The sequence below is a fragment of the Mycobacterium asiaticum genome (genome assembly GCF_001673635.1).
Lineage (GTDB): Bacteria > Actinomycetota > Actinomycetes > Mycobacteriales > Mycobacteriaceae > Mycobacterium > Mycobacterium asiaticum_C.
Genome location: NZ_LZMH01000056.1, coordinates 38,147 through 60,326 on the forward strand (window position 1 = coordinate 38,147; position 22,180 = coordinate 60,326).

Consider the following 22,180-nt stretch of genomic DNA (forward strand, 5'->3'; position numbering starts at 1 on the left):
GCGCCGCCGGGACCATCGGTGAGCTGCGCGGGATCCAGCCCAGTTTGTTTGCGAAGGAGATCCGCAATGACCACAGCACGCCCCGCAAAGGCGCCCCGCAATGAGGGGCAGTGGGCGCTGGGGAATCGCGAGCCGCTCAACGGCAACGAGGAGATGAAGCAGGCCGGCGCGCCGCTCGAGGTGCGGGAGCGCATCGAGAACATCTACGCCAAGAACGGGTTCGACAGCATCGACAAGAGCGACCTGCGTGGTCGGTTCCGCTGGTGGGGCCTGTACACGCAGCGCGAGCAGGGCTATGACGGCTCGTTCACCGGCGACGACAACATGGACATGCTCGAAGCCCGGTACTTCATGATGCGGGTGCGCTGTGACGGCGGCGCCATCTCGACGGCCGCGCTGCGCACGCTGGGCGAAATTTCCACCGAATTCGCCCGCGACACCGCGGACATCTCCGACCGGGAGAACGTCCAGTACCACTGGATCGAGGTCGAGAACGTCCCCGAGATCTGGCGGCGGCTGGATGCGGTCGGACTGCAGACCGCCGAGGCATGCGGTGACTGCCCGCGCGTGATTCTGGGTTCCCCGCTGGCCGGTGAATCCCTCGACGAAGTGCTCGACCCGACCTGGGCGATCGATGAGATCGTCCGCAACTACATCGGCAAGCCGGATTTCGCCGACCTGCCGCGCAAGTACAAGACCGCCATCTCGGGCTTGCAGGACGTCGCCCACGAGATCAACGACATCGCGTTCATCGGCGTCAACCACCCCGAGCACGGCCCGGGCCTGGACCTGTGGGTCGGCGGCGGATTGTCGACCAACCCGATGCTGGCCCAGCGGGTCGGTGTCTGGGTGCCGCTGAACGAGGTGCCGGAGGTGTGGGCCGCGGTGACCTCGATCTTCCGTGACTACGGCTACCGCCGACTGCGGGCCAAGGCGCGGCTGAAGTTCCTGATCAAGGACTGGGGCATCCAGAAGTTCCGCGAAGTCCTGGAAACCGAGTACCTCAAGCGCCCGCTGATCGACGGACCGGCGCCGACACCGACGACACACCCGATCGACCACGTCGGCGTGCAGCGAACCAAGAACGGGCTCAACGCCGTCGGCGCCTCTCCCATCGCAGGACGGGTATCGGGCAGCATCCTCACTGCCGTCGCCGAGCTGGCCGAGCGGGCGGGTTCGGACCGGATCCGGTTCACTCCGTATCAGAAGCTGGTCATCCTCGACGTGCCCGACGACAAGCTGGACGAGACCATCGCCGGCCTGGAAGCACTCGGCCTGCAGACCCGGCCGTCGCACTGGCGGCGAAACCTGATGGCCTGCACCGGAATCGAGTTCTGCAAGTTGTCGTTCGCCGACACCCGGGTGCGATCGCAGTCGCTGGTGCCTGAGCTGGAGAGCCGACTGGAGGACATCAACTCCGAGCTGGATGTGCCGATCACCATCAACATCAACGGCTGCCCCAATTCCTGTGCGCGAATCCAGGTCGCCGACATCGGGTTCAAGGGCCAGATGGTCGACGACGGCAACGGCGGTTCGGTCGAGGGCTTCCAGGTGCACCTGGGCGGCAGCCTGGGCCTGGACAGCGGGTTCGGTCGCAAGTTGCGCCAGCACAAGGTCACCAGCGAGGAGCTGGGCGACTACATCGACCGGGTGACGCGCAACTTCATCAAGCACCGCAACGAAGGGGAACGCTTCGCGCAGTGGGCAATTCGGGCCGAGGAGGACGACCTGAGATGACGGAGGCGCCAAGACTGACCGAAGACGAGCTGCGCGAGTTGGCGGCCCGCGGTGCCGCCGAGCTCGAAGGGGCCGACGCCACCGAGTTGCTGCAGTGGACGGAGCGGCACTTCGGCAACATCAACGGCCCGCGCGGATGGGCCACCTGCAACTACGTGGTGGCGTCCAACATGCAGGACGCCGTGCTGGTGGACCTCGCCGCCAAGGTGCGCCCCGGAGTGCCGGTGATGTTTCTGGACACCGGTTACCACTTCGTCGAAACCATCGGGACCCGGGACGCGATCGAATCCGTCTACGACATCCGGGTCGTCAACGTCACCCCGGAACACTCGGTGGCCGAGCAGGACAAGTTGCTGGGCAAGGACCTGTTCGCCCGTGACCCCGGTGAATGCTGCCGGCTGCGCAAGGTTCTCCCGCTCGGGAAGGCGTTGCGCGGGTATTCGGCGTGGGTCACCGGGTTGCGCCGGGTGGACGCACCCACCCGCGCCAACGCCCCGCTGATCAGCTTCGACGAGGCGTTCAAGCTGGTGAAGATCAACCCGCTGGCGGCCTGGTCGGACGAGGACATGGACGACTACATCGCAAAGCACGACGTGTTGGTCAATCCTCTAGTCCACGAAGGCTATCCGTCGATCGGCTGCGCCCCGTGCACGGCCAAGCCGATCGAGGGCGCCGACCCGCGCAGCGGACGCTGGCAGGGCCTGGCCAAGACCGAATGCGGGTTGCACGCGTCGTGACCCCTCTCGTTTTGGTTGCGCACGGCAGTGCGGACCCGCGGTCGGCGGCGAACGCCCGGGCCATCGGCCGCGAGGTGGCGCGCCTGCGACCGGGTCTGGATGTGCGAGTTGCGTTCTGCGAGCACAATTCTCCGGGTCTGGTCGATGTGCTGCGCGATTGCCCGGACCGGGCGGTCGTTGCTCCCCTGCTGCTGGCGAACGCCTACCATGCGCGCGTCGATATCCCGAGCCAGATCGCCGGCTGCGGCGCCGCCGACCGCGTGCTGCAGGCCGACGTGCTCGGCGAGGACGACCGACTGGTGTCGGTGCTGCGCCAGCGAGTGACGGAGCTGCGGGTTTCCCGGCGCGACAACCGGATTGGTGTGCTGGTGGTGGCGATCGGTTCCTCCGACCCCGTCGCCAACGCCCACACCGCCGGGGTGGCGCCCAGACTGTTGGCCGGTACTCGATGGGCCGCTGCGACAACCGCTTTCGCGACCCACCCGGAACCCTCATTGGCTGAGTCGGTGCAGCGCTTGCGGCACATGGGTGCGCGCCGGGTGGTCATCGCCCCCTGGTTCCTCGCCCCCGGGCGCATCCCGGACCGGGTGGAGCGGTTCGCACGCGATGCCGGCCTTGCGATGGCGGCACCGCTGGGTGCGCACCGGTTGGTGGCCGAGACGGTGCTGGCCCGCTTCGATCGGGCCGCCGGTGCACGCATCGCGGCCTAGCAACGGCACCGGAGCGGGCCGGTTCGAACTGTGTAACCCACCCGCGACGGGGTATCCCTTATTCCTATGACCGCCCTGCCGCCGGACCCCGAGCCGTCGAAAACCCCTGGCCTGGAACCAGGTGGGGGTGTCGCGCCGGGATCCACCCCTCCGGACTCCGCACAAACGTCCGGGGTCTCGGAGTCTCAGCCGATACCGAACCGTCGACTCACCCCGCTCGCGATCGCGAGCATCGTCATGGTCGCCATCTTTGTCGCGTTGTTTGTGGCCGTGGCCGTGGGACTTGTGGCGCGCTGGTGAGCGCCTGAGGCTGCGCTCAGGCGGGTGTCAACTCGGACCGATCCTCGTCGCCATCGGGGGAAAGCGTGTTGTCCGCGATCGACGGCACCCTGGTGGCACGCACATAGACGGTGTCGCCGTCCTTCAATGCCAGCGCCTCGGCGTCACCCCGGGTGATCTGCGCGGTGAACGGACTGCCCGAGGGAGCGGCGGTCAGTTCGACCCGGACCTCGAAGCCCAGCGCCACCACCCGGTCGACCGTCGCCTTCACCACACCGATCGACTCGGCGGTGCCGTCGCCGCCGGCCACCGCCATGTCCGGCCGCCGGCCCACCCGGATGTCGTGCGGGCGCACCAGGGCACCGTTCAGCGCGGACACCGCGCCGAGGAAGGACATCACGAAGGCATTGGCGGGCGTGTCGTAAACCTCGGTCGGAGAACCGACTTGCTCGATACGGCCCTTGTTGAGCACCGCGATCCGGTCGGCCACATCCAGCGCCTCGGCCTGGTCGTGGGTGACCAGCACGGTGGTGACGTGCACCTCGTCATGCAGGCGGCGCAGCCACGCCCGCAGATCCTCGCGGACCTTGGCGTCCAGGGCGCCGAACGGCTCGTCGAGCAGCAGCACCTGCGGGTCCACCGCCAGCGCCCTGGCCAGTGCCATGCGCTGCCGCTGGCCGCCGGAGAGCTGGTTGGGATAGCGGTTCTGAAAACCGCTCAGGCCCACCACTTCCAGCAGATGGTCGACCTTCTCGTTGATCTCGGCCTTGGGACGCTTGCGGATCTTCAGACCGTAGGCGACGTTGTTGCGCACGGTCAGGTGCTTGAACGCCGCATAGTGCTGGAAGACGAACCCGATGCCGCGCCGCTGCGGCGGCACCCGGGTGACGTCGCGACCGTTGATCGTCACGGTTCCCGAGTCGGGCTCGTCGAGGCCGGCGATGGTGCGCAGCAACGTCGACTTGCCCGAGCCGCTGGGGCCCAGCAGTGCCGTCAGCGAACCGTGCGGCACCACGAAATCCACGTGGTCCAGCGCGACGAAGTCGCCGTATTCCTTGAACGCGTCGCGCACGACGATTGCGTGACTGCCTTGACCGGCTGTGTTTGCCATCGTTGCGTCTCCTTAGTCCGGCCTATTTGCTTGCCCGCGCCCGACGGGCGTCCAGCACCACCTGAACGATCAACACCAAAACCGCCACCCCCATCAGCAGCGTCGAGAGCGCGTAGGCCCCGTACTCCGCGCCGCGGTTGTAGCGGTCCGACACCAGCAGGGTCAACGTCTGCGACTGGCCCGGCAGGCTGGACGACACCATGATCACCGCGCCGTACTCGCCGAGGGTACGCGCGATGGTGAGCACGATGCCGTACGTCAGTCCCCAGCGGATGGATGGCAGCGTGATCCGCCAAAAGGTTTGCCACCAACCCGAACCCAGGGTGGCCGCCGCTTGCTCCTGATCGGTGCCCAGTTCGTGCAGCACCGGTTCCACCTCGCGTACCACGAATGGCAGGGTGACGAAGACGCTGGCCAGCACGATGCCGGGCAGGCCGAAGATGATCTTGAACCCGAGGTCACGCTCGACAAACCCCAGGGCCCCGCCGGCACCCCACAGCACGATCAACGCCACGCCCACGATCACCGGTGACACGGCGAACGGCAGGTCGATGATCGCCTGCAGGACCCCCTTGCCGCGGAAACGATTGCGCGCCAACACCAGCGCTGTCGGGATGCCGAACACCACATTCAGCGGCACCACGATCGCCACTACCAACAGCGAAAGGTTCAGCGCGGATATCGCCGCGGGCGTACTGACCCAGTCGTAGAACTGGCCCAGCCCCGGCTGGAACGTGCGCCACAGGATCAGCACCACCGGAATGATCAGCAGCACAAGGATATACGCCAGGGCGGTGTAACGAAGGAGGTAGCGAACCGAACGCGACGACGTCATGCCGACAGCTCCTCACGCTTGGCCGCCCGGGCGCCGAAGAGGCGCAGGATCAGCAGCACGACGAACGAAATACTCAGCAGCACAATCGAGATCGCGGCGGCACCGACACGGTCGTCGTTCTCGATCAGCGTCCGGATCCACTGCGACGACACCTCGGTCTTACCCGGCACCGCACCACCGATCAGCACCACCGAACCGAACTCGCCGATAGCCCGCGAAAACGCCAGACCCGCACCGGACAACAAGGCGGGCAACAACGACGGCAGCACCACGGAGGTGAAAATCTTCGGGCCATTGGCACCCAGCGACGCCGCCGCCTCCTCGGTCTCCCGATCGATCTCCAGCAGCACCGGCTGGACCGCGCGCACCACGAACGGCAAGGTCACGAATGCCAAAGCGATCCCGACGCCCCATTCGGTGTGCTGCAGGTGCAGTCCGACCGGGCTGTGGTTTCCGTAGAGCGCAAGCATCACCAGGCTGGCCACGATCGTGGGCAGCGCGAACGGCAGGTCGATAACCGCGTCGACGAGGCGCTTGCCGAAGAAGTCGTCGCGCACCAGGACCCAGGCGATCAGCAGCCCGAAGACCGTGTTCAGCAGCGTCACGCAGACCGAGATGGTCAGCGTCACCCGCAACGACTCCGCCGCCGCGTGCGACGTGACGGCCAGCCAGAACGCGCTCCACCCGCCGTCGACCGCCTGCCACAGGATCGCGGCCAGCGGCAGCAGCACGATGACCGACAACCATAAGGTCGCCACACCGACGCGAAGCGAGGTGCTGCCCGCGCGGCCGACGCCGCGCACGGCGGGCGCCTCGTCGGCGGGCGGGTTCGGGGTCGTGATCACGGTCATCCGGTGGCCTGTGTGTAGATCTTGGTGATGCTGCCCGCGCTCTTGTCGAACAGTTGCGGGTCGACCGTGGCCCACCCGCCGAGATCGGCGATGGTCCACAGCTTCGCCGGCACCGGGAACTGGTCCCGGAAGGCGGCCGCCACCGACGGATCGACCGGCCGGAACCCGGCCTGCGCCCACAACCGCTGCGCCGCAGCGGTGTACTGGAAGTTCTTGAACGCCGTCGCGGCGGCCAGATGGGTACCCGTCACGATCACCGCCATCGGGTTCTCGATCTTGAAGGTCTGCGGCGGCGTGACGTGCTCGACCGGCTTGCCGGCGTGCTCAGCGGCGATGGCTTCGTTCTCATAGCTGATCAGAACGTCGCCGCTGCCCTGGACGAAGACATCGGTGGCCTCCCGTCCCGAACCTGGACGCATTTTGACGTGTTCCCTCACCAATCGGTTGACAAACTCGATGCCCGCCTGGCCGTTTCGGCCGCCTTCGCTCTTCACCGCGTACGGCGCCAGCAGGTTCCACTTGGCCGAGCCGGAGCTCAGCGGGCTGGGGGTGATGACGTCGATCCCGGGGCGTAGCAGGTCATCCCAGTTTCTGATGTTCTTCGGATTGCCCTTGCGCACCACCAAGGTCACCACCGACCCGAACGGAATGCCCTTGGTGGCGTCGGTATTCCAGTCCTTGGCGACCTTGCCGGACTTGATCAGCCGGGTGATGTCCGGCTCGACGGAGAAGTTCACCAGGTCGGCGGGTTTGCCTTCGGCGACGCCGCGCGACTGGTCACCGGAGGCACCGTAGGAGGTGATCACCTGAATGCCTTTGCCTTCTTCGGAGGCGTTGAACGCCGGAATCACCTTGCTCCAGCCGGGTTCTGCCACCGAATACGCGACCAGCGTGACAGTGGATTTCGCATTGGCCAGTCCCCCGCCGCCAACGACATCGCTGGGGCCGCCGCGGCACGCCGCCAGGACGCCGACGAGGCCGACGACCAGTGCCAGCGCGACGGAGTGCCGCAGCCGCGGCACGCGTCTGACGTCGGGGAACATCTGCGACATTGGTGACCTTCCGGTGCGGGACTGATGGATCAGGTGTCCCCGTAGCTACGGAATGGCAATCAGGCAAATTCGAGGAGTCGCATCGAACTCACACCAGGCCGCGCACGGGTCGGTGAGTCAGCGACAACAGTGTGCGTCGGCCATGGGGCAAACCACCACGGCGCAAGTAGCGCAGCCGGACGCCACGACGTGGCGATCCAAAACACCGGCCGCTGCATGCATGTCGCGAAGCCTAACAGAGTTCTCACAGCTGGCAATTCGGCGGGCGACGCGGTGTGTGAGCAACGGACTCAGTGCGTCAGCAACCACATCAGGATCACCAAACCGACCAGTCCGACCAGGATCAGCGTGACGTGCGAACGGGGCATCCGGCTATCCGGAGGCCTCGTCGGAATGACGGGCCCGGCGCAGCAGCTGGATTCCCCTGCCCAGCGACGCGTCCAGGACCGTTGCCAGGAAATACGCCACGAACAGAACGACCGGCATGACCGTCAGGGCCTGGAGCACGAAGGGCAGGCCGGAGAGCCACAACTCGACCCCGTCCCACCAACTCAAGAACCCGTTCACCGCGTCCACCCTATTGGTCCGGTCAATTGAAGCCAACGTGAGCCGAAAGGCCCGCGGCCGTTCCTGGCGGCCCCGGTAACACCTAGGTTGCAGTGGTGGACGCGAAGCGGGTCGACGTTCGATGATGTCGGGATGGTCCTGCACGCCGACTCTGCCGACTCAGTCAACGACCACCTTGCAGCTTCGGTCGACGGGCTGCCCGCCGTACCTGAGCCCACCGCGCTGGCGCCGATCGATGCGGCGGCCGCCGAACTCGACTCGCTGGCGCCCTACGTTTCCAGTTCCCCCTCGCGCAACCCCTTCCCCCCGATCGCCGACTACGCCTTCCTGTCCGACTGGGAAACCACCTGCCTGATCTCGCCGGCCGGCTCGGTGGAGTGGCTGTGCGTGCCGCGGCCGGATTCCCCCAGCGTGTTCGGCGCGATTCTGGACCGTAGCGCCGGCCACTTTCGGATCGGGCCGTACGGCGTCTCGGTGCCCTCGGCGCGGCGCTATCTGCCCGGCAGCTTGATCATGGAGACCACCTGGCAGACGCACACCGGCTGGCTGATCGTGCGTGACGCGCTGGTCATGGGTCGCTGGCACGACATCGAGCGCCGGTCCCGCACCCACCGGCGCACCCCGATGGACTGGGACGCCGAGCACATCCTGCTGCGCACGGTGCGCTGCGTCAGCGGCACGGTGGAACTGATGATGAGCTGCGAGCCGGCGTTCGACTACCACCGCGTCGGCACCACTTGGGAATATTCGGCGAACGCCTACGGCGAGGCGATTGCGCGGGCCGCCAAACAACCCGACGCCCACCCCACGCTGCGGCTGACCACGAACCTCAACATCGGGCTGGAAGGCCGGGAGGCGCGCGCCCGCACCCGGATGAAAGAGGGCGACGACATCTTCGTGGCGCTCAGCTGGACCAAACACCCAGCACCACAGACCTACCAAGAGGCCGCCGACAAGATGTGGCAAACCACCGAATGCTGGCGGCAGTGGATCAACATCGGCAACTTCCCGGACCACCCGTGGCGCGCCTACCTACAGCGCAGCGCGCTGACCCTGAAGGGTCTGACTTACTCGCCCACCGGCGCGCTGCTGGCCGCCAGCACCACCTCGCTGCCGGAGACGCCGCACGGCGAGCGCAACTGGGACTACCGCTACTCCTGGATCCGCGACTCCACCTTCGCGCTGTGGGGCCTGTACACGATCGGCCTGGATCGGGAGGCGGACGACTTCTTCGCGTTCATCGCCGACGTGTCGGGCGCCAACAGCGACGAGCGGCACCCGCTGCAGGTGATGTACGGCGTCGGCGGCGAACGCAGCCTGATCGAAGAGGAACTGCACCACCTGTCCGGCTACGACCACGCCCGGCCAGTCCGCATCGGCAATGGGGCCTACAACCAAATGCAGCACGACATCTGGGGCTCCATCCTGGACTCGTTCTACCTGCATGCCCGCTCCCGCGAGCAGGTTCCGGAGAACCTGTGGCCGGTGCTGAAGAAGCAGGTCGAAGAGGCGATCAAACACTGGCGCGAGCCGGACCGCGGCATCTGGGAGGTGCGCGGGGAGCCACAGCACTTCACCTCCTCGAAGGTGATGTGCTGGGTGGCGCTGGACCGCGGCGCCAAACTGGCCGAGCGGCAGGGCGAGAAAAGCTACGCCCAGCAGTGGCGCAAGATCGCCGAGGAGATCAAGGAAGACATCCTGGCGAACGGCGTGGACTCCCGCGGCGTGTTCACCCAGCGGTATGGCAGCGATGCGTTGGACGCGTCGCTGTTGCTGGTGGTGCTGACCCGGTTCCTGCCACCGGATGACCCCCGGGTGCGCAACACGGTGCTGGCCATCGCCGACGAACTCACTGAGGAAGGCCTGGTGCTGCGGTACCGGGTCGAAGAGACCGACGACGGCCTGTCCGGCGAGGAAGGCACCTTCACCATCTGCTCGTTCTGGCTGGTGTCGGCGCTGGTGGAGATTGGCGAGGTGGCCCGCGCCAAGCGGCTGTGCGAGCGACTGCTGGCCTACGCAAGCCCGTTGCACCTCTACGCCGAGGAGATCGAGCCGCGGACCGGCCGGCACCTGGGCAACTTCCCGCAGGCGTTCACCCACCTGGCGCTGATCAACGCCGTGGTTCACGTGATCCGCGCTGAGGAGGAGGCCGACGGGTCAGGGGCGTTCCAACCTGCCAACGCCCCCGTCTGAGGTCAGCTGCGCGCGCTGATCTTGTCCATCACCGCCTGGGCGATGGTGACGGCGCTGGTGTGCGGGTCGCCCGTCCCCGGGTCCGAGGAATTCTGGACGCTGAAGAAGGCGACCTCCACCTCGACCAGGCAGTTCACTCGCAACCCGAGGGCCCGGGCTTCGGGCCTGCGTCCGCCGGTCGCGCCGGCGGCCTGCACGTAGACCGTGGCGGCCAGCACCGAGTTGTCCACTCGTACCTCGGTGATTTCGTCGCTGAAATTGAGGGCGCCGCCCGAGATCGTCAGGGTCTTTCCGTTGCAGCCGTTCCACTGCTGGGTGAACTGCGCGAACAGCGCGGCGGCGTCGGCGGCGGTGGGCAGCGCCACCACGGCTTCGGCGACGCTGATGACCTTGCCGGATTCGCCTGCGCTCCACCACGTTTCACGAGCGACGTTTTTGACGTCGGCGGATTCGTAGGCGCTCCTGATGGTCATCGTCGAGACCCCGGCGCATTCGGCCGGTTGAATGTCACCGAGCCCGGCCTGCAGTTTTTCCGGACCACCGAATCGCGGCGGCAGGCGAGGGTCCCCCTTGAACGGTTGACCGAGCATGTTGGCCAGCACCACCTCGTCGAGCAGCACCCCCTTGATCGCCTCGCCGGTGAGTGGATTGGGCTTCAACCCGGCCGCCGGGCGGGCGGTGCCGGCGATGGCGTGCGTGCAGCCCGCCAACAGCGACACCGCCCACAGTGCGGCAACCCAGCGGAACTTCATCGGATGCCTCTCTGTTTCGACCTCAACTCGAGCCGGCCACCTTGCGCAGCATCGTTCTAGCGAGATCGGTTGCCCTGCTGCCGGTTTGCAGGTGCGGCCGCACGGCGACCTGCACATCCACGATGACATCGGACTCGACGCCGACGGCACGCTCGACCGGGAATTGCGGGGTGTGGTGGTTGTCCCAGCTCAGGATCGTGGCCGAGAGCAGCGGTCCACGCACCTGGACATCCGTCACCTGGTGATAGAGCTGGGTCTTGCTGGAGTCCCAGGTGAACATCGTCAGCGTGGTGCCCTGGCAGTGCTGCCACTGCTGAACGAACGTCGCGAACAACCGCTCGGCATCGGCCGTCGAGGCGAATTTGATGGCCGCTGCCGTCGCTTTCGACGCCGCCACATCGAGGTCGTAGTTCCAGTAATCCTGCACCGCGGCGTCGCGGACCGGACCCTTTTCGTAGACGATATGCATCCGGGGGCTGACGGCCCCGAGGCACTCGATGGGTGCGGCATCCTTATCGGTGCGAATCCCGTCGGGCAGTACCTCGATACCGCCGACCCGCGGCGGCGGATTCTGCTGCAGTTCGTTGCCCACCGCGGCCCGGATCTCTTCGTCGGTGGGCATGATCTGGACGACAGGCGCCATCGACGATGGCGACGGCGAATACCGTGCGGTGCCGTCCACGGTGGTGGCGCAGCCGCTGATAAGCAGCCCGGCGCACAGCGCGATCACGCGAGCACGGACCGTCCCCGCGAAAGGCATTGCTATTTCTTGCCCTTGTCCCCCGAAGTCTCGGTGGACAGCGCCGCGACGAACGCTTCCTGCGGCACGTCCACCCGCCCAATGGTTTTCATCCGCTTCTTGCCCTCTTTCTGCTTCTCCAGCAGTTTGCGCTTTCGGGTGATGTCACCGCCGTAGCACTTGGACAACACGTCCTTGCGGATGGCGCGGATGTTCTCCCGGGCAATGATTTTCGAACCGATCGCGGCCTGCACGGGCACCTCGAACTGCTGGCGCGGGATCAGCTCCTTGAGCTTGGTGGTCATCTTGTTGCCGTAGGCGAATGCCGAATCCTTATGGACGATGGCGCTGAAGGCGTCGACGGCCTCGCCCTGCAACAGGATGTCGACCTTGACCAGTTGAGCTTCCTGCTCGCCGGCTTCCTCGTAGTCCAGGCTGGCATAACCGCGGGTGCGCGACTTCAGCGAGTCGAAGAAGTCGAAGATGATCTCGCCCAACGGCATTGTGTAGCGCAGTTCCACCCGCTCGGGCGACAGATAGTCCATGCCGCCCAGCTCGCCGCGGCGTGACTGGCTCAATTCCATGATGGTTCCGATGAATTCGCTCGGCGCGATGATCGTGGTCTTCACGATCGGCTCGTAAACCGTGCGGATCTTGCCCTCCGGCCAGTCCGACGGATTCGTCACCACGATTTCAGTGTTGTCCTCTTTTTCAACCCGGTACACGACGTTCGGGGACGTCGAGATCAGGTCCAAGTCGAACTCGCGCTCCAGACGCTCGCGGGTGATCTCCATGTGCAGCAAACCCAGGAAGCCGCACCGGAATCCGAAGCCCAGCGCCACCGAGGTCTCCGGCTCGTAGGTCAGGGCCGCGTCGTTGAGCTGCAGCTTGTCCAGCGCGTCACGCAGGTTCGGGTAGTCCGAGCCGTCGACCGGATACAGGCCCGAATAGACCATCGGCTTCGGTTCCCGGTAACCGGTGAGCGCCTCCTTGGCGCCATTGCGCGCGGTGGTCACGGTGTCGCCGACCTTGGACTGACGAACGTCTTTCACCCCGGTGATGAGGTAGCCCACCTCGCCGACCCCCAGCCCCTCGCTGGCTTTCGGTTCCGGGGAGACGATGCCGACCTCGAGCAGTTCGTGGGTGGCGCCGGTCGACATCATCGCGATGCGCTCGCGTGGGGTGATCTTGCCGTCGACGACACGCACGTAGGTGACCACGCCGCGATAGATGTCGTAGACGGAGTCGAAGATCATGGCCCGGGTGGGGGCGTCGGCGTCGCCCTGCGGGGGCGGCACCTCGCGCACCACGTGGTCGAGCAGATCGGCGACGCCTTCGCCGGTCTTGCCCGACACCCGCAGCACGTCGCTCGGCTCGCAGCCGATGATGTGGGCGATCTCGCCGGCGTAGCGGTCGGGGTCGGCGGCCGGTAGGTCGATCTTGTTGAGCACCGGGATGATGTGCAGGTCGCGGTCGAGTGCCAGATACAAATTGGCCAGCGTCTGGGCTTCGATGCCCTGGGCGGCGTCGACCAGCAGCACCGCGCCCTCGCACGCCTCCAGCGCCCGGGACACCTCGTAGGTGAAGTCAACGTGACCTGGCGTGTCGATCAGGTGCAGAACATACTTCTTTCCGGCGTCCACCCCGCCGGACAGCTGCCAGGGCAGCCGGACGTTCTGGGCCTTGATGGTGATCCCGCGTTCCCGCTCGATGTCCATCCGGTCCAGGTACTGGGCCCGCATCGAGCGCTCGTCGACCACACCGGTCAACTGCAGCATGCGGTCGGCCAGCGTCGACTTGCCATGGTCGATGTGAGCGATGATGCAGAAGTTCCGAATCTGCGCCGGCGCAGTGAAGGTTTTGTCGGCGAAGCTGCTGATGGGAATCTCCTGGCGAACGGTTGATGAGTAAGCCCAGCGTATCGGTGCTCAACGGCCGGAACACAATTGTGGTTTCGGAGCGGGTCTGGCTGCGCGTCTATGCTGCAAACATGGCACCGGACAGGAAGACGCCCGGCAAGTCACAGTGGAAGACGTTCCAGCGGTTTGCGGAGAATCTCGTCAACGAGGCTCCGAAAGTCGTCCAGCGACTGCAGAACACGCAGGAAACGCTGCGGACCATCCAGCAAGCGGTGAAGATCACCGCCAACATCATGGCGATGGGGCTGCCGGCCGCGCCAGCCGAGATCACCGCCGGCCGCCCGGTGACCAAGACCAGCTTTCCCACCGCGCAGCGAGCCCGCAAGGTGGTGTACGCGCCGGATCTCGACGGCCGCGCGGATCCCGGCGAGATCGTGTGGACGTGGGTGGTCTACGAGGATGACCCGACGCGCGGCAAGGACCGGCCGGTGCTCGTGGTGGGCCGGGACCGTAGCGTGCTGCTGGGGTTGATGTTGTCCAGCCAGGAACGCCGCGACGACGACCGGGACTGGGTCAAGATCGGCTCCGGCGACTGGGACTACGAGGGCAGACAGAGCTGGGTGCGGCTGGACCGGGTGCTCGACGTGCCCGAGGAAAGCATCCGCCGCGAGGGCGCGATCCTGGATCGGGAAACCTTCGACGTGGTGGCCGCCCGGCTGCGGGCCGAATACTCCTGGCGCTAGTGCACTTTCTCCGCGAGGCGAACCTGGCTGTCATTTTCCGCTGTGAATTTCGCAGCCACGTTGGGCTCGCGCAGCTGCGTAAGCCCGGAAGCGCAGTACGCGTGGCGCTGAGTTATCCCTGCGTGATGTAGGACTGCAGCTGCTGCTGCTCGGCTTCCAGTTCGCCCATCCGGGTCTTCACCACATCACCGATGCTGACGATGCCGATCAGCTTGCGGCCGTCGAGCACCGGTACGTGCCGCACCCGGTTCTGGGTCATCAGCACGCTGACGCTGTCCACCGTGTCTGACTTCGTGCAGGTGGTGACGGCCTTGGTCATGATCTTGGCGACCGGGCGGGACAACACGCTGGCCCCGTGGACGTGCAGCTGCCGCACCACGTCGCGCTCGGACACGATGCCCACGACGCCCTCGTCGCCGACCACCACCATGGCGCCGATGTTCTGTTCGGCCAGACCCGCCAGCAGTTCCCGGACCGTCGCGTCGGGGTTGATCGTCGTCACCGCCGCACCCTTGTTTCGCAAGACGTCCGCGATCCGCATCTAGGCCTCCGTCCGTGGGGAACTTCAAAGTGACCGGTTTCACACCAGGCTACGGCTAAGTCGGGCGGTTCAAAAGCGAACGTCGCAACCCACGGCCGCGTCGCCACCAAACCGTCATGTCGGCTTGACGGCGCCGTCACGGTAGGAAATCGATCCGGATTCCCGTCAAACGGGTGATGTGCGATGGGCGCGCTTGATAGATATGTGGCCATGATCGAGGTCACCCTGCTCGGAACCGGAAGCCCGATCCCGGACCCGAACCGCGCCGGCCCGTCGACCCTGGTCCGCGCGGGCGGCCAAGTGTTCTTGGTGGATTGCGGACGCGGGGTGCTGCAGCGCGCCGCCGCCGTCGGCGTGGGGGCGGCCAACTTGTCGGCGCTGCTGCTCACCCACCTGCACAGCGACCACATCGCAGACCTCGGTGACGTGCTGATCACCGCCTGGGTGAGCAATTTCACGCCGGAACCCCCGCCGCTACAGATCATCGGGCCGCCCGGTACCGCCGAGGTGGTCGACGCGACGCTCAAGGCGTTCGGCCACGACATCGGCTACCGCATCGCCCACCACGCGGACCTGAATGCGCCACCTCCGGTGGAAGTGCACGAGTACACCGAGGGCACGGTGTGGGACCGCGACGGGATGACGATCCGGGTCGGTCCCACCGACCACCGCCCGGTGGCGCCGACGATCGGATTCCGGATCGAATTCGACGGCGCCGCGGTGGTGCTGGCCGGTGACACGGTGCCGTGCCCCACCCTGGATGAACTGGCAACGGGCGCAGACGCATTGGTACACACGGCGATTCGCAAGGACATGCTCACCCACGCCCCGGTACAGCGGATCAAGGACGTCTGCGACTACCACTCCTCCGTCCAGGAGGCGGCCGCGACCGCGCAACGCGCCGGCGTCGCGACCCTCATCCTGACCCACTACGTGCCGGCCATCGCCCCCGGCCAGGAGGAGCAGTGGCGGGCGCTTGCCGCCACCGAATTCGGCGGGCGCGTCGAGCTGGGCGACGATCTGCACCGGGTGGAGGTACAGCGGCGGCAATAACCCGCGGGAGACTCCCAGCCAACCCTCCGGCGCGCTCGGCGCAAGATCGTGTCGGTGGCCGCGCCGCAGTGCCGTTAGACTCGTACTGGCGCAGGCAGGCAAAAGCGGACGAAACGCTGTTTTCGGGCATAAATCGCGGTACGATCCGCTCCTGCCGTTCTTGATTTGAGGTGCGGGATGTCGTGGTTCGTCGCAGGCCCAGAGGCGATTGCCGCTGCGGCGAGGAACCTGGCCGGCATCGGCTCCACGCTCGCAGAATCCAGCGCCAACGCTGCCGCCCCGACGACCGCGATACCGGCTCCGGCCGCGGATGCCGTCTCGGCGCTGGTCGCACAGCTCTACAGCGCCCACGCTCAGACGTATCAGGACATCAGCGCGCAGATGGCGACGTTCCACGACCAGTTCGTGCAGGCCGTGGCCTCCGGCGGTAACGCTTACGCCAACGCGGAGGCGGTGGGCGCAGCCGCACTCAAGAGTGGGCTCGGCGCGGTCAACGGCCCGGCACGGGAGCTGCTCGGCGGCCCCTGATCGGCTTTACAGACGAACAGCCGCCGCCAAATTTGGCGGCGGCTGTCTCGTTGGGCCTGCTTATGTCACGTAGGCGACGAATTCACCGCTCGGCAGGAACACACCCCACGAGTTCACACTCGCGTTGAAGACCACCGGGTAGGCGATGGGTTGTCCCGGCGGCATCCAGACCGCCGGCAAGCCGTAGCCGATCGGGTCGTTGTAGTGGCCAGGGGGCGGGAAGCCGCGCTGCCCCGGAGGCAGCGGCGTGCCCGGACCGTTGCAGTTGACGCCGGGCCCGCCGACACAGCCAGGGATATTAGGTCCATGCGGGTCCGCCTGCGCCATACCGGCCCCGATGCCGAGGGCACCGGCTCCGAGTGCGCCTGCCATGGCCGCGCCTGCGAAAAACCTCTTCAAGTCCATTGGGAACTCCTTGTAGTCATGGGGTTGACAGTTGTGCAGTTAGGTCCCCGCCCCTCCGGGCTGTGGGAGCGACCCCCGTGCAGTCTTGGGTTGCCAGGGTGGGTGACCCCGAAACACGAATCGCCCAGCTTTCTCACAGCAACCTTCCAGGGAGGTCGTCTGCGCAGGTCAGAAAGCTATCGGAGGCCCGCACGCGGGCCGAATTGGCTGGCTGCCCTATCGACTGCGCTACGCCAGCCGGGTGATTTCCACGTCCACGTCGAGGTCGGTGGCGCCCAACCCGGAGTAGATGCCCTTCAACGGCGATACGTCGGCATAGTCGCGGCCCACGCCGACACTGATGTATTGCTCGGTGATCTCGGTGTCGTTGGTGGGGTCGTAATTGACCCAGCCCCCGGCCCACGCCTGGATCCAGGCGTGACTGCGGCCCGCGACGGTCTTACCCACCTCGGCCTCGGCATTCGGGTGCAGGTAACCGGACACATACCGGCCCGGAATTCCCATGCTGCGCAACAGGATAAGGGTCAGGTGTGCAAAGTCTTGGCACACGCCCTTGCCCTTTTCCAGCGCGTCGAGGCCGGACGAATGCACTCCCGTGGTACCGGGCAGATAGTCCAGTTCACTGCGGGCCCAGCGGGCCGCCGCCACGATGGCTTCCCCCGGGTCGTAGTTCTTCGTGATCCGTTTCCCCACGGCCGCAACGCGTTTGCTGGTCGGGGTGTAATTCGTGGGTCGAAGCACCTCGTCGAAGCGGTCGATGACGGCGATGGATTGCAGCTCTTCCCAGCTGGTCTTGGCGGCGGGCGGTTCCGGGCGCTCGGTCTCGACAACCGATGAGGATGTCACGGTGAGTTCGGTGTGCGGCGCGTGCAGGTCGAATGCCGTGACCGCGGTGCCCCAATAGTCGATGTAACGGTAGGACCGGGTGGCCGGAATGGTCTCGACCCGGTTGAGGATGACGTTCTGGCGTGTGTTGGACCGCGGAGTCAGCCGAGCCTCGTTGTAGGACGCGGTCACCGGCGACCGGTAGGCATACCCGGTGGTGTGCACCACCCGCATCCGCCACATCAGGATTCCCCATTGGTCTCGACGGCATCGGCCAGTACCCCGCGCTGCCGGGCATCCGTCCATGCCACCCAGGGCGCAGCGTGAAAATACTGCAACGCCAACGCATCTCCGACATCTCGGCAGGTTCTCTGCAAGCTCGCCAGCCTGCTGTCCAACGACTCGAGCAGCACCCCGGGCTGCACGAATTCAAGCTCACTGCGTGCCTGCCCGAGCAGTCGCTGGGCTTCGGTGGTGGCGCCGATGCGGCTGTGCGGGTTGTGCAGCAACTCTTCGAGGTTGTGTTCGGCCAGCCGCAGCGAATAGAAGACCGATCGCGGGAAAAGCCGGTCCAGCAACATGAATTCGACGACCCGGCCGGCGTCGAGCACCCCGCGGTAGGTCCGCAGGTAGGTGTCGTGCGCACCGGCGGAACGCAGCAGCGTGACCCAGGCCGGGGACGACGCGCTGTCCCCCACCCGGGACAACAGCAGGCGCACCGTCATGTCGACCCGCTCGATCGCGCGGCCCAGCACCATGAAGCGATAGCCGTCGTCGCGGGACAGCGTCGAGTCCGCCAGACCCGCGAACATCGCCGCGCGCCCTTCGATGAACGACAGAAACTCGTGCGGTCCAAGACGTTTGGCGGCACGCTCGCGTTCGGGTAGGGCATGGTAGGTGGTGTTGATGCACTCCCAGGTCTCGCTGGAGGTGACTTCCCTTGCCGACCTCGCGTTCTCTCTCGCCGCGGAGATCGCGTCGACGATCGACGATCCTCCGTCACTGTTGGCGCTGAACGCCACCAGGTCGGTCAGCGACCAGACATCGAGTTGGTGCTCGGGGGGCTCGATGCCCAGCACCTGCAGCAGTAAGCGGGAGGCCTGGTCGGGGTCGACGCTGGAATCTTCGAGCAATTGGTGGACCGCGACGTCCAGGATGCGCGCCGTGTCGTCGGCCCGCTCGACGTAGCGCCCGATCCAGTACAGGGCTTCGGCGTTGCGCGCCAGCATCAGTCGGCCGCCTTCTGCTGTTGCTGTTGCTCTTCCTGCTCCTGTTGCGGCTCCTCGGATCGGCCCTGGCTCTGGCGGGTCGGCACCGGGGCGACCGGTGTAGGCCGGGCGTCGTCGGAATTCTGCTCGGGCACCGCCCGGGGCAGCGAGCGCACCACTTCCGCACGCCCCAGTTCGCGGTCGAGCACCGACGCGCGCGGCGCCAGCACCCAGGTGTCCTTGGAACCGCCGCCCTGGCTGGAGTTGACCACCCGGGAGCCCTCCACCAGCGCCACCCGGGTCAGCCCGCCGGGCAGCACCCATACGTCGTTGCCGTCGTTGACGGCGAACGGTCGCAGGTCGACGTAGCGCTGCGCCAGCGAATCGCCGATGCGGGTGGGCACGGTCGACAGCTCCATCATCGGCTGGGCGATCCAGGCCCGCGGGTCGTCGCGGATCTTCTTGCTGATCGCGGCAAGCTCCCTGTCGGATGCTTCCGGGCCGAACACGATGCCGTAGCCGCCGGACCCCTCGACCGGCTTGATCACCAGCTCGTTGATGCGGTCCAGCACCTCTTCGCGTTCGTCGTCGAGCCAGCAGCGATAGGTGTCAACATTGGCCAGCAGCGGTTTCTCGCCCAGGTAGTACTCGATGATGGTGGGCACGTAGGTGTAGACGAGTTTGTCGTCGCCGACGCCGTTGCCGATCGAGCTCGAGATGACGACGTTGCCGGCCCGGGCGGCATTGACCAGGCCGGCCACGCCCAGCACCGAGTCGGCCCGGAATTGCAGCGGGTCCAGGAACGCGTCGTCGATGCGCCGGTAGATGACGTCGACCTGGCGCTGCCCCTCGGTGGTCCGCATGTAGACCTGGTTGTCGCGGCAGAACAGGTCGCGGCCCTCGACCAGCTCGACGCCCATCTGCCGGGCCAGCAGCGAGTGCTCGAAGTAGGCCGAGTTGTAGACGCCCGGGGTCAGCACCACCACTGTCGGGTCGGCTTCGTTGGTGGCCGCGGAGTTGCGCAGCGCGCGCAGCAGGTGCGAGGAGTAGTCGTCGACGGTGCGGACCCGGTGGGTTGCGAACAGGTTGGGGAAGACCCGGGCCATGGTGCGCCGGTTTTCCATGACGTAGGACACACCAGAGGGCGAGCGCAGGTTGTCCTCCAGGACCCGGAAGTCGCCGCGGTCGTCGCGGATCAGGTCGATTCCGGCGACGTGGATGCGCACGCCGTTGGGCGGAACGATGCCGACGGCTTCCCGATGGAAGTGCTCACAGGAGGTGATGAGCCGCCGGGGGATCACTCCGTCGCGCAAAATCTCCTGGTCCCCGTAGATGTCGTCGAGATACATCTCGAGGGCCTTGACGCGTTGGGTGATGCCGCGCTCGAGCCGGGTCCACTCGGCGGCGGAGATGACCCTCGGGACCAGGTCCAGCGGAAAGGGCCGCTCCTGACCGGACAGGGAGAACGTGATGCCCTGGTCGATGAAGGCGCGGCCCAGCGCTTCGGCCCTGGCCTTGAGCTCTGAGGCGTCCGTCGGCGCCAGCTCGGCGTAGATGCCCTTATAGGGCCCACGCACGTTGCCCTGGGCGTCGAACATCTCGTCGAAGGCCTCGGAGTACGCATCTGAGGTGTTGTATCCCTCGAAGATCCGCTCGGTACGGACGCCAGACCGTCGCGCGGACGCTTCGATCTCGTTCGAAAGACTCACCTGTGTCATGCTGCCTCAATTCCCCCATTCGGGCAGACCCAGAATTCCTCTTTTGGGCGAAAACGTAACCGACTGATAACCTGGGCAGTCGCTATCGGGTTGCAGGTACCCCGGGCAAAGCCAAATCGAAACGGATTAAGGAACGACACGCGTGGCCAACATCAAGTCGCAGCAGAAGCGCAACCGCACTAACGAGCGCGCCCGCCTGCGCAACAAGTCGGTGAAGTCTTCGCTCCGCACGGCTATTCGCGCGTTCCGGGAAGCCGCTCACGCCGGCGAGAAGGAGAAGGCGGCCGAGTTGCTGGTGTCGACCAGCCGCAAGCTCGACAAGGCGGCAAGCAAAGGCGTGATCCACAAGAACCAGGCCGCCAACAAAAAGTCGGCGCTGGCGCGCTCGCTGAACAAGCTCGGCTGATTCAAGCCTTTCCTGGGCTTATTGAGCCCGTTCAGTCCCGGGCCAACTCCGCCACCTGCCGCACTGCGGATTCCAGGGCATAATCGGCGTCCGCCACGGCGCCCTTCACGTTGGCGTTGAGGGTGGCAACCAGCCGCATGGCGGCCGCCAACCGGTCTCGTGACCAGCGCCGAGCCTGCTTCTGCGCCTTCTGCACCCGCCACGGCGGCATCTTCAGCTGTCCGGCCATCCGGTAGGGGTCTCCGGACTGCGACATCACCAATCCGATCGTGTGAATGGCCTCGGCCAGGGCGTCGGCCAGCACCACGAGCGGCTCGCCCCGCATCATCGCCCAGCGCAGCGCTTCCGCGGCGCCGGCGACATCCCCGGTCACGGCCTTGTCAGCGATGTCGAAGCCCTTCACCTCGGCTTTGCCGCTGTGGTAGCGCCGCACCGCGGCGGCGTCGACGTCACCCCCCGTGTCGGCGACCAGCTGCGAGCAAGCCGAGGCGAGCTCGCGGATGTCGGAGCCGACGGCATCCAGCAGGGCGGCAACGGTGTCCTCGTCGACTCTGACCTTCAGTGATCGGAACTCCTTGCGGACGAAGTCGACCCGCTCGCTGGGCTTGGTGATGCGTGCACAGGGGTGTACCTGGGCGCCCAGCGACCGCAATTCGGCGGCCAGCGCCTTGGCCCGGCCGCCACCGGAGTGCACCACCACCAGCACCGTGCCGGCGGGCAGGTCCGCGGCCGCCGTGACGACCAGCTCGGCCGCGTCTTTGCCCGCCTCACCGGCGGCTTCCAGCACCACGATCCGTTCCTCGGCGAACAGCGACGGACTCAGCAGTTCGGCGAGTTCGTAGGTGCTCACGTCACCGGCACGCATCCGGTTGACCGGGACGTCGGCAATCCCGGATTCGGTGGCCCGACCGCCGCCGGCGCGCTGCCGGGCCGACCGCAGGATCTGCGCGACGGCCCGTTCGATCAGCAGTTCTTCTTCCCCCAGCACCAGGTGCAACGGCGAAACCTCGCTCACTCCACGATGGTGTCATGGCGGTCTGACGGCGCTCGAGCCGATGGCGGCGACCGACCACGCCACCTGACAACCGACGACCGCCGCCGCGCCCCAGGCCAGGATCAGTCGAAACGGTCGCCACCGCCACATCACGACGATCATCACGATGCTCCCGGCGACCAGCACCAGACCCGCGCCCCCCGAGGGCACCGGCACGCTGGCCCCCGGCACTTTGGCCGCCCAGTGCGCGACGTGCAGCACCCACCAGACCTCGGGCCCGGTGAACCGGATCAGCAGCTGTGCGCCGGCCGAACATGGCACGGCCACCGCGGCCGCC

24 protein-coding genes are annotated in these 22,180 nt (G+C 66.6%); 9 read left to right on the forward strand and 15 right to left on the reverse strand.

Annotation, left to right across the window (positions count from 1 at the left end):
• Window positions 1-66: 66 nt before the first annotated feature.
• The 4 genes from A5645_RS16510 (at window position 67) to A5645_RS27190 (ending at window position 3,484) form a co-directional block, all read left to right on the forward strand.
• On the forward strand, window positions 67-1,737 hold the full coding sequence (locus A5645_RS16510) for a nitrite/sulfite reductase (RefSeq protein ID WP_065130319.1): 1,671 nt from the start codon (window positions 67-69) through the stop codon (window positions 1,735-1,737).
• On the forward strand, window positions 1,734-2,474 hold the full coding sequence (locus tag A5645_RS16515) for a phosphoadenylyl-sulfate reductase (RefSeq protein ID WP_065130320.1): 741 nt from the start codon (window positions 1,734-1,736) through the stop codon (window positions 2,472-2,474). Before A5645_RS16510 ends, A5645_RS16515 begins: the two co-directional genes overlap by 4 nt.
• Window positions 2,453-3,184 carry a sirohydrochlorin chelatase gene (locus A5645_RS16520; RefSeq protein WP_065130322.1) on the forward strand — a complete coding sequence of 244 codons (732 nt, stop codon included), beginning with the start codon at window positions 2,453-2,455 and terminating at the stop codon, window positions 3,182-3,184. The genes A5645_RS16515 and A5645_RS16520 overlap by 22 nt, the downstream gene beginning before the upstream one ends.
• Window positions 3,185-3,250: 66 nt before the next feature.
• Window positions 3,251-3,484, forward strand: coding sequence for a DUF6480 family protein (locus A5645_RS27190; protein WP_065123118.1), 234 nt, complete (start codon window positions 3,251-3,253; stop codon window positions 3,482-3,484).
• A 16-nt stretch (window positions 3,485-3,500) separates the two neighbouring features.
• On the opposite strand, the gene A5645_RS16525 is transcribed toward A5645_RS27190, so the two are convergent.
• From A5645_RS16525 to A5645_RS16545, 5 genes are all read right to left on the reverse strand, one after another.
• Window positions 3,501-4,574: a sulfate/molybdate ABC transporter ATP-binding protein gene (locus A5645_RS16525; protein ID WP_065036863.1), complete on the reverse strand. Its 1,074-nt coding sequence runs from the start codon at window positions 4,572-4,574 to the stop codon at window positions 3,501-3,503.
• 22 nt (window positions 4,575-4,596) lie between these two features.
• Entirely contained in the window at window positions 4,597-5,409 is an 813-nt protein-coding gene (gene cysW / locus A5645_RS16530; RefSeq protein ID WP_065036862.1) for a sulfate ABC transporter permease subunit CysW, read from the reverse strand.
• A complete protein-coding gene (gene cysT, locus A5645_RS16535; RefSeq protein ID WP_065036861.1) occupies window positions 5,406-6,260 on the reverse strand; it encodes a sulfate ABC transporter permease subunit CysT in 855 nt (284 codons plus the stop codon). The genes cysW and cysT overlap by 4 nt, the downstream gene beginning before the upstream one ends.
• Complete coding sequence (locus A5645_RS16540; RefSeq protein WP_065130333.1) at window positions 6,257-7,303, reverse strand: sulfate ABC transporter substrate-binding protein; 1,047 nt, start codon at window positions 7,301-7,303, stop codon at window positions 6,257-6,259. Before A5645_RS16540 ends, cysT begins: the two co-directional genes overlap by 4 nt.
• 381 nt (window positions 7,304-7,684) lie before the next feature.
• Window positions 7,685-7,879 (reverse strand): hypothetical protein, encoded by a 195-nt coding sequence (locus tag A5645_RS16545; RefSeq protein WP_036360794.1) that lies wholly within the window; start codon window positions 7,877-7,879, stop codon window positions 7,685-7,687.
• A gap of 132 nt (window positions 7,880-8,011) precedes the next feature.
• Between A5645_RS16545 and A5645_RS16550 the strand changes: the two genes are divergently transcribed.
• A complete protein-coding gene (locus A5645_RS16550; RefSeq protein ID WP_155768044.1) occupies window positions 8,012-10,072 on the forward strand; it encodes a glycoside hydrolase family 15 protein in 2,061 nt (686 codons plus the stop codon).
• 2 nt (window positions 10,073-10,074) lie between these two features.
• On the opposite strand, the gene A5645_RS16555 is transcribed toward A5645_RS16550, so the two are convergent.
• From A5645_RS16555 to lepA, 3 genes are read right to left on the reverse strand one after another with little or no spacing between them, the layout of a single operon-like run.
• A complete protein-coding gene (locus tag A5645_RS16555; protein ID WP_065130324.1) occupies window positions 10,075-10,824 on the reverse strand; it encodes a sensor domain-containing protein in 750 nt (249 codons plus the stop codon).
• A 22-nt stretch (window positions 10,825-10,846) separates the two neighbouring features.
• Window positions 10,847-11,584, reverse strand: a complete 738-nt coding sequence (locus A5645_RS16560) for a sensor domain-containing protein (protein ID WP_065130326.1) — start codon at window positions 11,582-11,584, stop codon at window positions 10,847-10,849.
• A gap of 2 nt (window positions 11,585-11,586) precedes the next feature.
• Window positions 11,587-13,485: a translation elongation factor 4 gene (gene lepA, locus A5645_RS16565; protein ID WP_081288389.1), complete on the reverse strand. Its 1,899-nt coding sequence runs from the start codon at window positions 13,483-13,485 to the stop codon at window positions 11,587-11,589.
• 68 nt (window positions 13,486-13,553) lie between these two features.
• On the opposite strand from lepA, the gene A5645_RS16570 reads away from it, so the two are divergent.
• Window positions 13,554-14,165: a type II toxin-antitoxin system PemK/MazF family toxin gene (locus A5645_RS16570; RefSeq protein WP_065036916.1), complete on the forward strand. Its 612-nt coding sequence runs from the start codon at window positions 13,554-13,556 to the stop codon at window positions 14,163-14,165.
• 112 nt (window positions 14,166-14,277) lie between these two features.
• Here A5645_RS16570 and A5645_RS16575 read toward each other — a convergent pair whose 3' ends face one another.
• Complete coding sequence (locus tag A5645_RS16575) at window positions 14,278-14,706, reverse strand: CBS domain-containing protein (protein WP_065036857.1); 429 nt, start codon at window positions 14,704-14,706, stop codon at window positions 14,278-14,280.
• 210 nt (window positions 14,707-14,916) lie between these two features.
• Here A5645_RS16575 and A5645_RS16580 point away from each other — a divergent pair, with 210 nt between their 5' ends.
• Window positions 14,917-15,759, forward strand: coding sequence for a ribonuclease Z (locus A5645_RS16580; protein WP_065130336.1), 843 nt, complete (start codon window positions 14,917-14,919; stop codon window positions 15,757-15,759).
• Window positions 15,760-15,936: 177 nt separating this feature from the next.
• Window positions 15,937-16,287 (forward strand): PE family protein, encoded by a 351-nt coding sequence (locus A5645_RS16585; RefSeq protein ID WP_065036855.1) that lies wholly within the window; start codon window positions 15,937-15,939, stop codon window positions 16,285-16,287.
• 60 nt (window positions 16,288-16,347) lie between these two features.
• Here A5645_RS16585 and A5645_RS16590 read toward each other — a convergent pair whose 3' ends face one another.
• From A5645_RS16590 to A5645_RS16605, 4 genes are all read right to left on the reverse strand, one after another.
• On the reverse strand, window positions 16,348-16,692 hold the full coding sequence (locus tag A5645_RS16590; RefSeq protein ID WP_065036854.1) for a hypothetical protein: 345 nt from the start codon (window positions 16,690-16,692) through the stop codon (window positions 16,348-16,350).
• A 228-nt stretch (window positions 16,693-16,920) separates the two neighbouring features.
• Window positions 16,921-17,760: a transglutaminase family protein gene (locus A5645_RS16595; protein WP_065036853.1), complete on the reverse strand. Its 840-nt coding sequence runs from the start codon at window positions 17,758-17,760 to the stop codon at window positions 16,921-16,923.
• A complete protein-coding gene (locus A5645_RS16600) occupies window positions 17,760-18,746 on the reverse strand; it encodes an alpha-E domain-containing protein (protein WP_065036852.1) in 987 nt (328 codons plus the stop codon). The genes A5645_RS16595 and A5645_RS16600 overlap by 1 nt, the downstream gene beginning before the upstream one ends.
• Window positions 18,746-20,443: a circularly permuted type 2 ATP-grasp protein gene (locus A5645_RS16605; RefSeq protein ID WP_065036851.1), complete on the reverse strand. Its 1,698-nt coding sequence runs from the start codon at window positions 20,441-20,443 to the stop codon at window positions 18,746-18,748. Before A5645_RS16605 ends, A5645_RS16600 begins: the two co-directional genes overlap by 1 nt.
• A 142-nt stretch (window positions 20,444-20,585) precedes the next feature.
• On the opposite strand from A5645_RS16605, the gene rpsT reads away from it, so the two are divergent.
• The gene (gene rpsT / locus A5645_RS16610) at window positions 20,586-20,849 is read left to right on the forward strand and encodes a 30S ribosomal protein S20 (protein ID WP_065036850.1); all 264 of its coding nucleotides are present in this window, start codon (window positions 20,586-20,588) and stop codon (window positions 20,847-20,849) included.
• 31 nt (window positions 20,850-20,880) lie between these two features.
• On the opposite strand, the gene holA is transcribed toward rpsT, so the two are convergent.
• Together holA and A5645_RS16620 are read right to left on the reverse strand one after the other, a co-directional pair.
• Window positions 20,881-21,864: a DNA polymerase III subunit delta gene (holA, locus tag A5645_RS16615; protein ID WP_065036849.1), complete on the reverse strand. Its 984-nt coding sequence runs from the start codon at window positions 21,862-21,864 to the stop codon at window positions 20,881-20,883.
• A 12-nt stretch (window positions 21,865-21,876) separates the two neighbouring features.
• The coding region (locus tag A5645_RS16620) for a ComEC/Rec2 family competence protein (RefSeq protein ID WP_172830549.1) at window positions 21,877-22,180 on the reverse strand (304 nt) is incomplete at its 5' end.

What these genes read in the sequence shown, in the direction of transcription:
- A5645_RS16510 (WP_065130319.1), top strand. Translation starts at nt 67, where the DNA reads ATGACCACAGCACGCCCCGCAAAGGCGCCCCGCAATGAGGGGCAGTGG.
- A5645_RS16515 (WP_065130320.1), top strand. Translation starts at nt 1,734, where the DNA reads ATGACGGAGGCGCCAAGACTGACCGAAGACGAGCTGCGCGAGTTGGCG.
- A5645_RS16520 (WP_065130322.1), top strand. Translation starts at nt 2,453, where the DNA reads ATGCGGGTTGCACGCGTCGTGACCCCTCTCGTTTTGGTTGCGCACGGC.
- A5645_RS27190 (WP_065123118.1), top strand. Translation starts at nt 3,251, where the DNA reads ATGACCGCCCTGCCGCCGGACCCCGAGCCGTCGAAAACCCCTGGCCTG.
- A5645_RS16525 (WP_065036863.1), bottom strand. Translation starts at nt 4,574, where the DNA reads ATGGCAAACACAGCCGGTCAAGGCAGTCACGCAATCGTCGTGCGCGAC.
- cysW (WP_065036862.1), bottom strand. Translation starts at nt 5,409, where the DNA reads ATGACGTCGTCGCGTTCGGTTCGCTACCTCCTTCGTTACACCGCCCTG.
- cysT (WP_065036861.1), bottom strand. Translation starts at nt 6,260, where the DNA reads ATGACCGTGATCACGACCCCGAACCCGCCCGCCGACGAGGCGCCCGCC.
- A5645_RS16540 (WP_065130333.1), bottom strand. Translation starts at nt 7,303, where the DNA reads ATGTTCCCCGACGTCAGACGCGTGCCGCGGCTGCGGCACTCCGTCGCG.
- A5645_RS16550 (WP_155768044.1), top strand. Translation starts at nt 8,012, where the DNA reads ATGGTCCTGCACGCCGACTCTGCCGACTCAGTCAACGACCACCTTGCA.
- A5645_RS16555 (WP_065130324.1), bottom strand. Translation starts at nt 10,824, where the DNA reads ATGAAGTTCCGCTGGGTTGCCGCACTGTGGGCGGTGTCGCTGTTGGCG.
- A5645_RS16560 (WP_065130326.1), bottom strand. Translation starts at nt 11,584, where the DNA reads ATGCCTTTCGCGGGGACGGTCCGTGCTCGCGTGATCGCGCTGTGCGCC.
- A5645_RS16570 (WP_065036916.1), top strand. Translation starts at nt 13,554, where the DNA reads ATGGCACCGGACAGGAAGACGCCCGGCAAGTCACAGTGGAAGACGTTC.
- A5645_RS16575 (WP_065036857.1), bottom strand. Translation starts at nt 14,706, where the DNA reads ATGCGGATCGCGGACGTCTTGCGAAACAAGGGTGCGGCGGTGACGACG.
- A5645_RS16580 (WP_065130336.1), top strand. Translation starts at nt 14,917, where the DNA reads ATGATCGAGGTCACCCTGCTCGGAACCGGAAGCCCGATCCCGGACCCG.
- A5645_RS16585 (WP_065036855.1), top strand. Translation starts at nt 15,937, where the DNA reads ATGTCGTGGTTCGTCGCAGGCCCAGAGGCGATTGCCGCTGCGGCGAGG.
- A5645_RS16590 (WP_065036854.1), bottom strand. Translation starts at nt 16,692, where the DNA reads ATGGACTTGAAGAGGTTTTTCGCAGGCGCGGCCATGGCAGGCGCACTC.
- A5645_RS16595 (WP_065036853.1), bottom strand. Translation starts at nt 17,760, where the DNA reads ATGTGGCGGATGCGGGTGGTGCACACCACCGGGTATGCCTACCGGTCG.
- A5645_RS16600 (WP_065036852.1), bottom strand. Translation starts at nt 18,746, where the DNA reads ATGCTGGCGCGCAACGCCGAAGCCCTGTACTGGATCGGGCGCTACGTC.
- A5645_RS16605 (WP_065036851.1), bottom strand. Translation starts at nt 20,443, where the DNA reads ATGACACAGGTGAGTCTTTCGAACGAGATCGAAGCGTCCGCGCGACGG.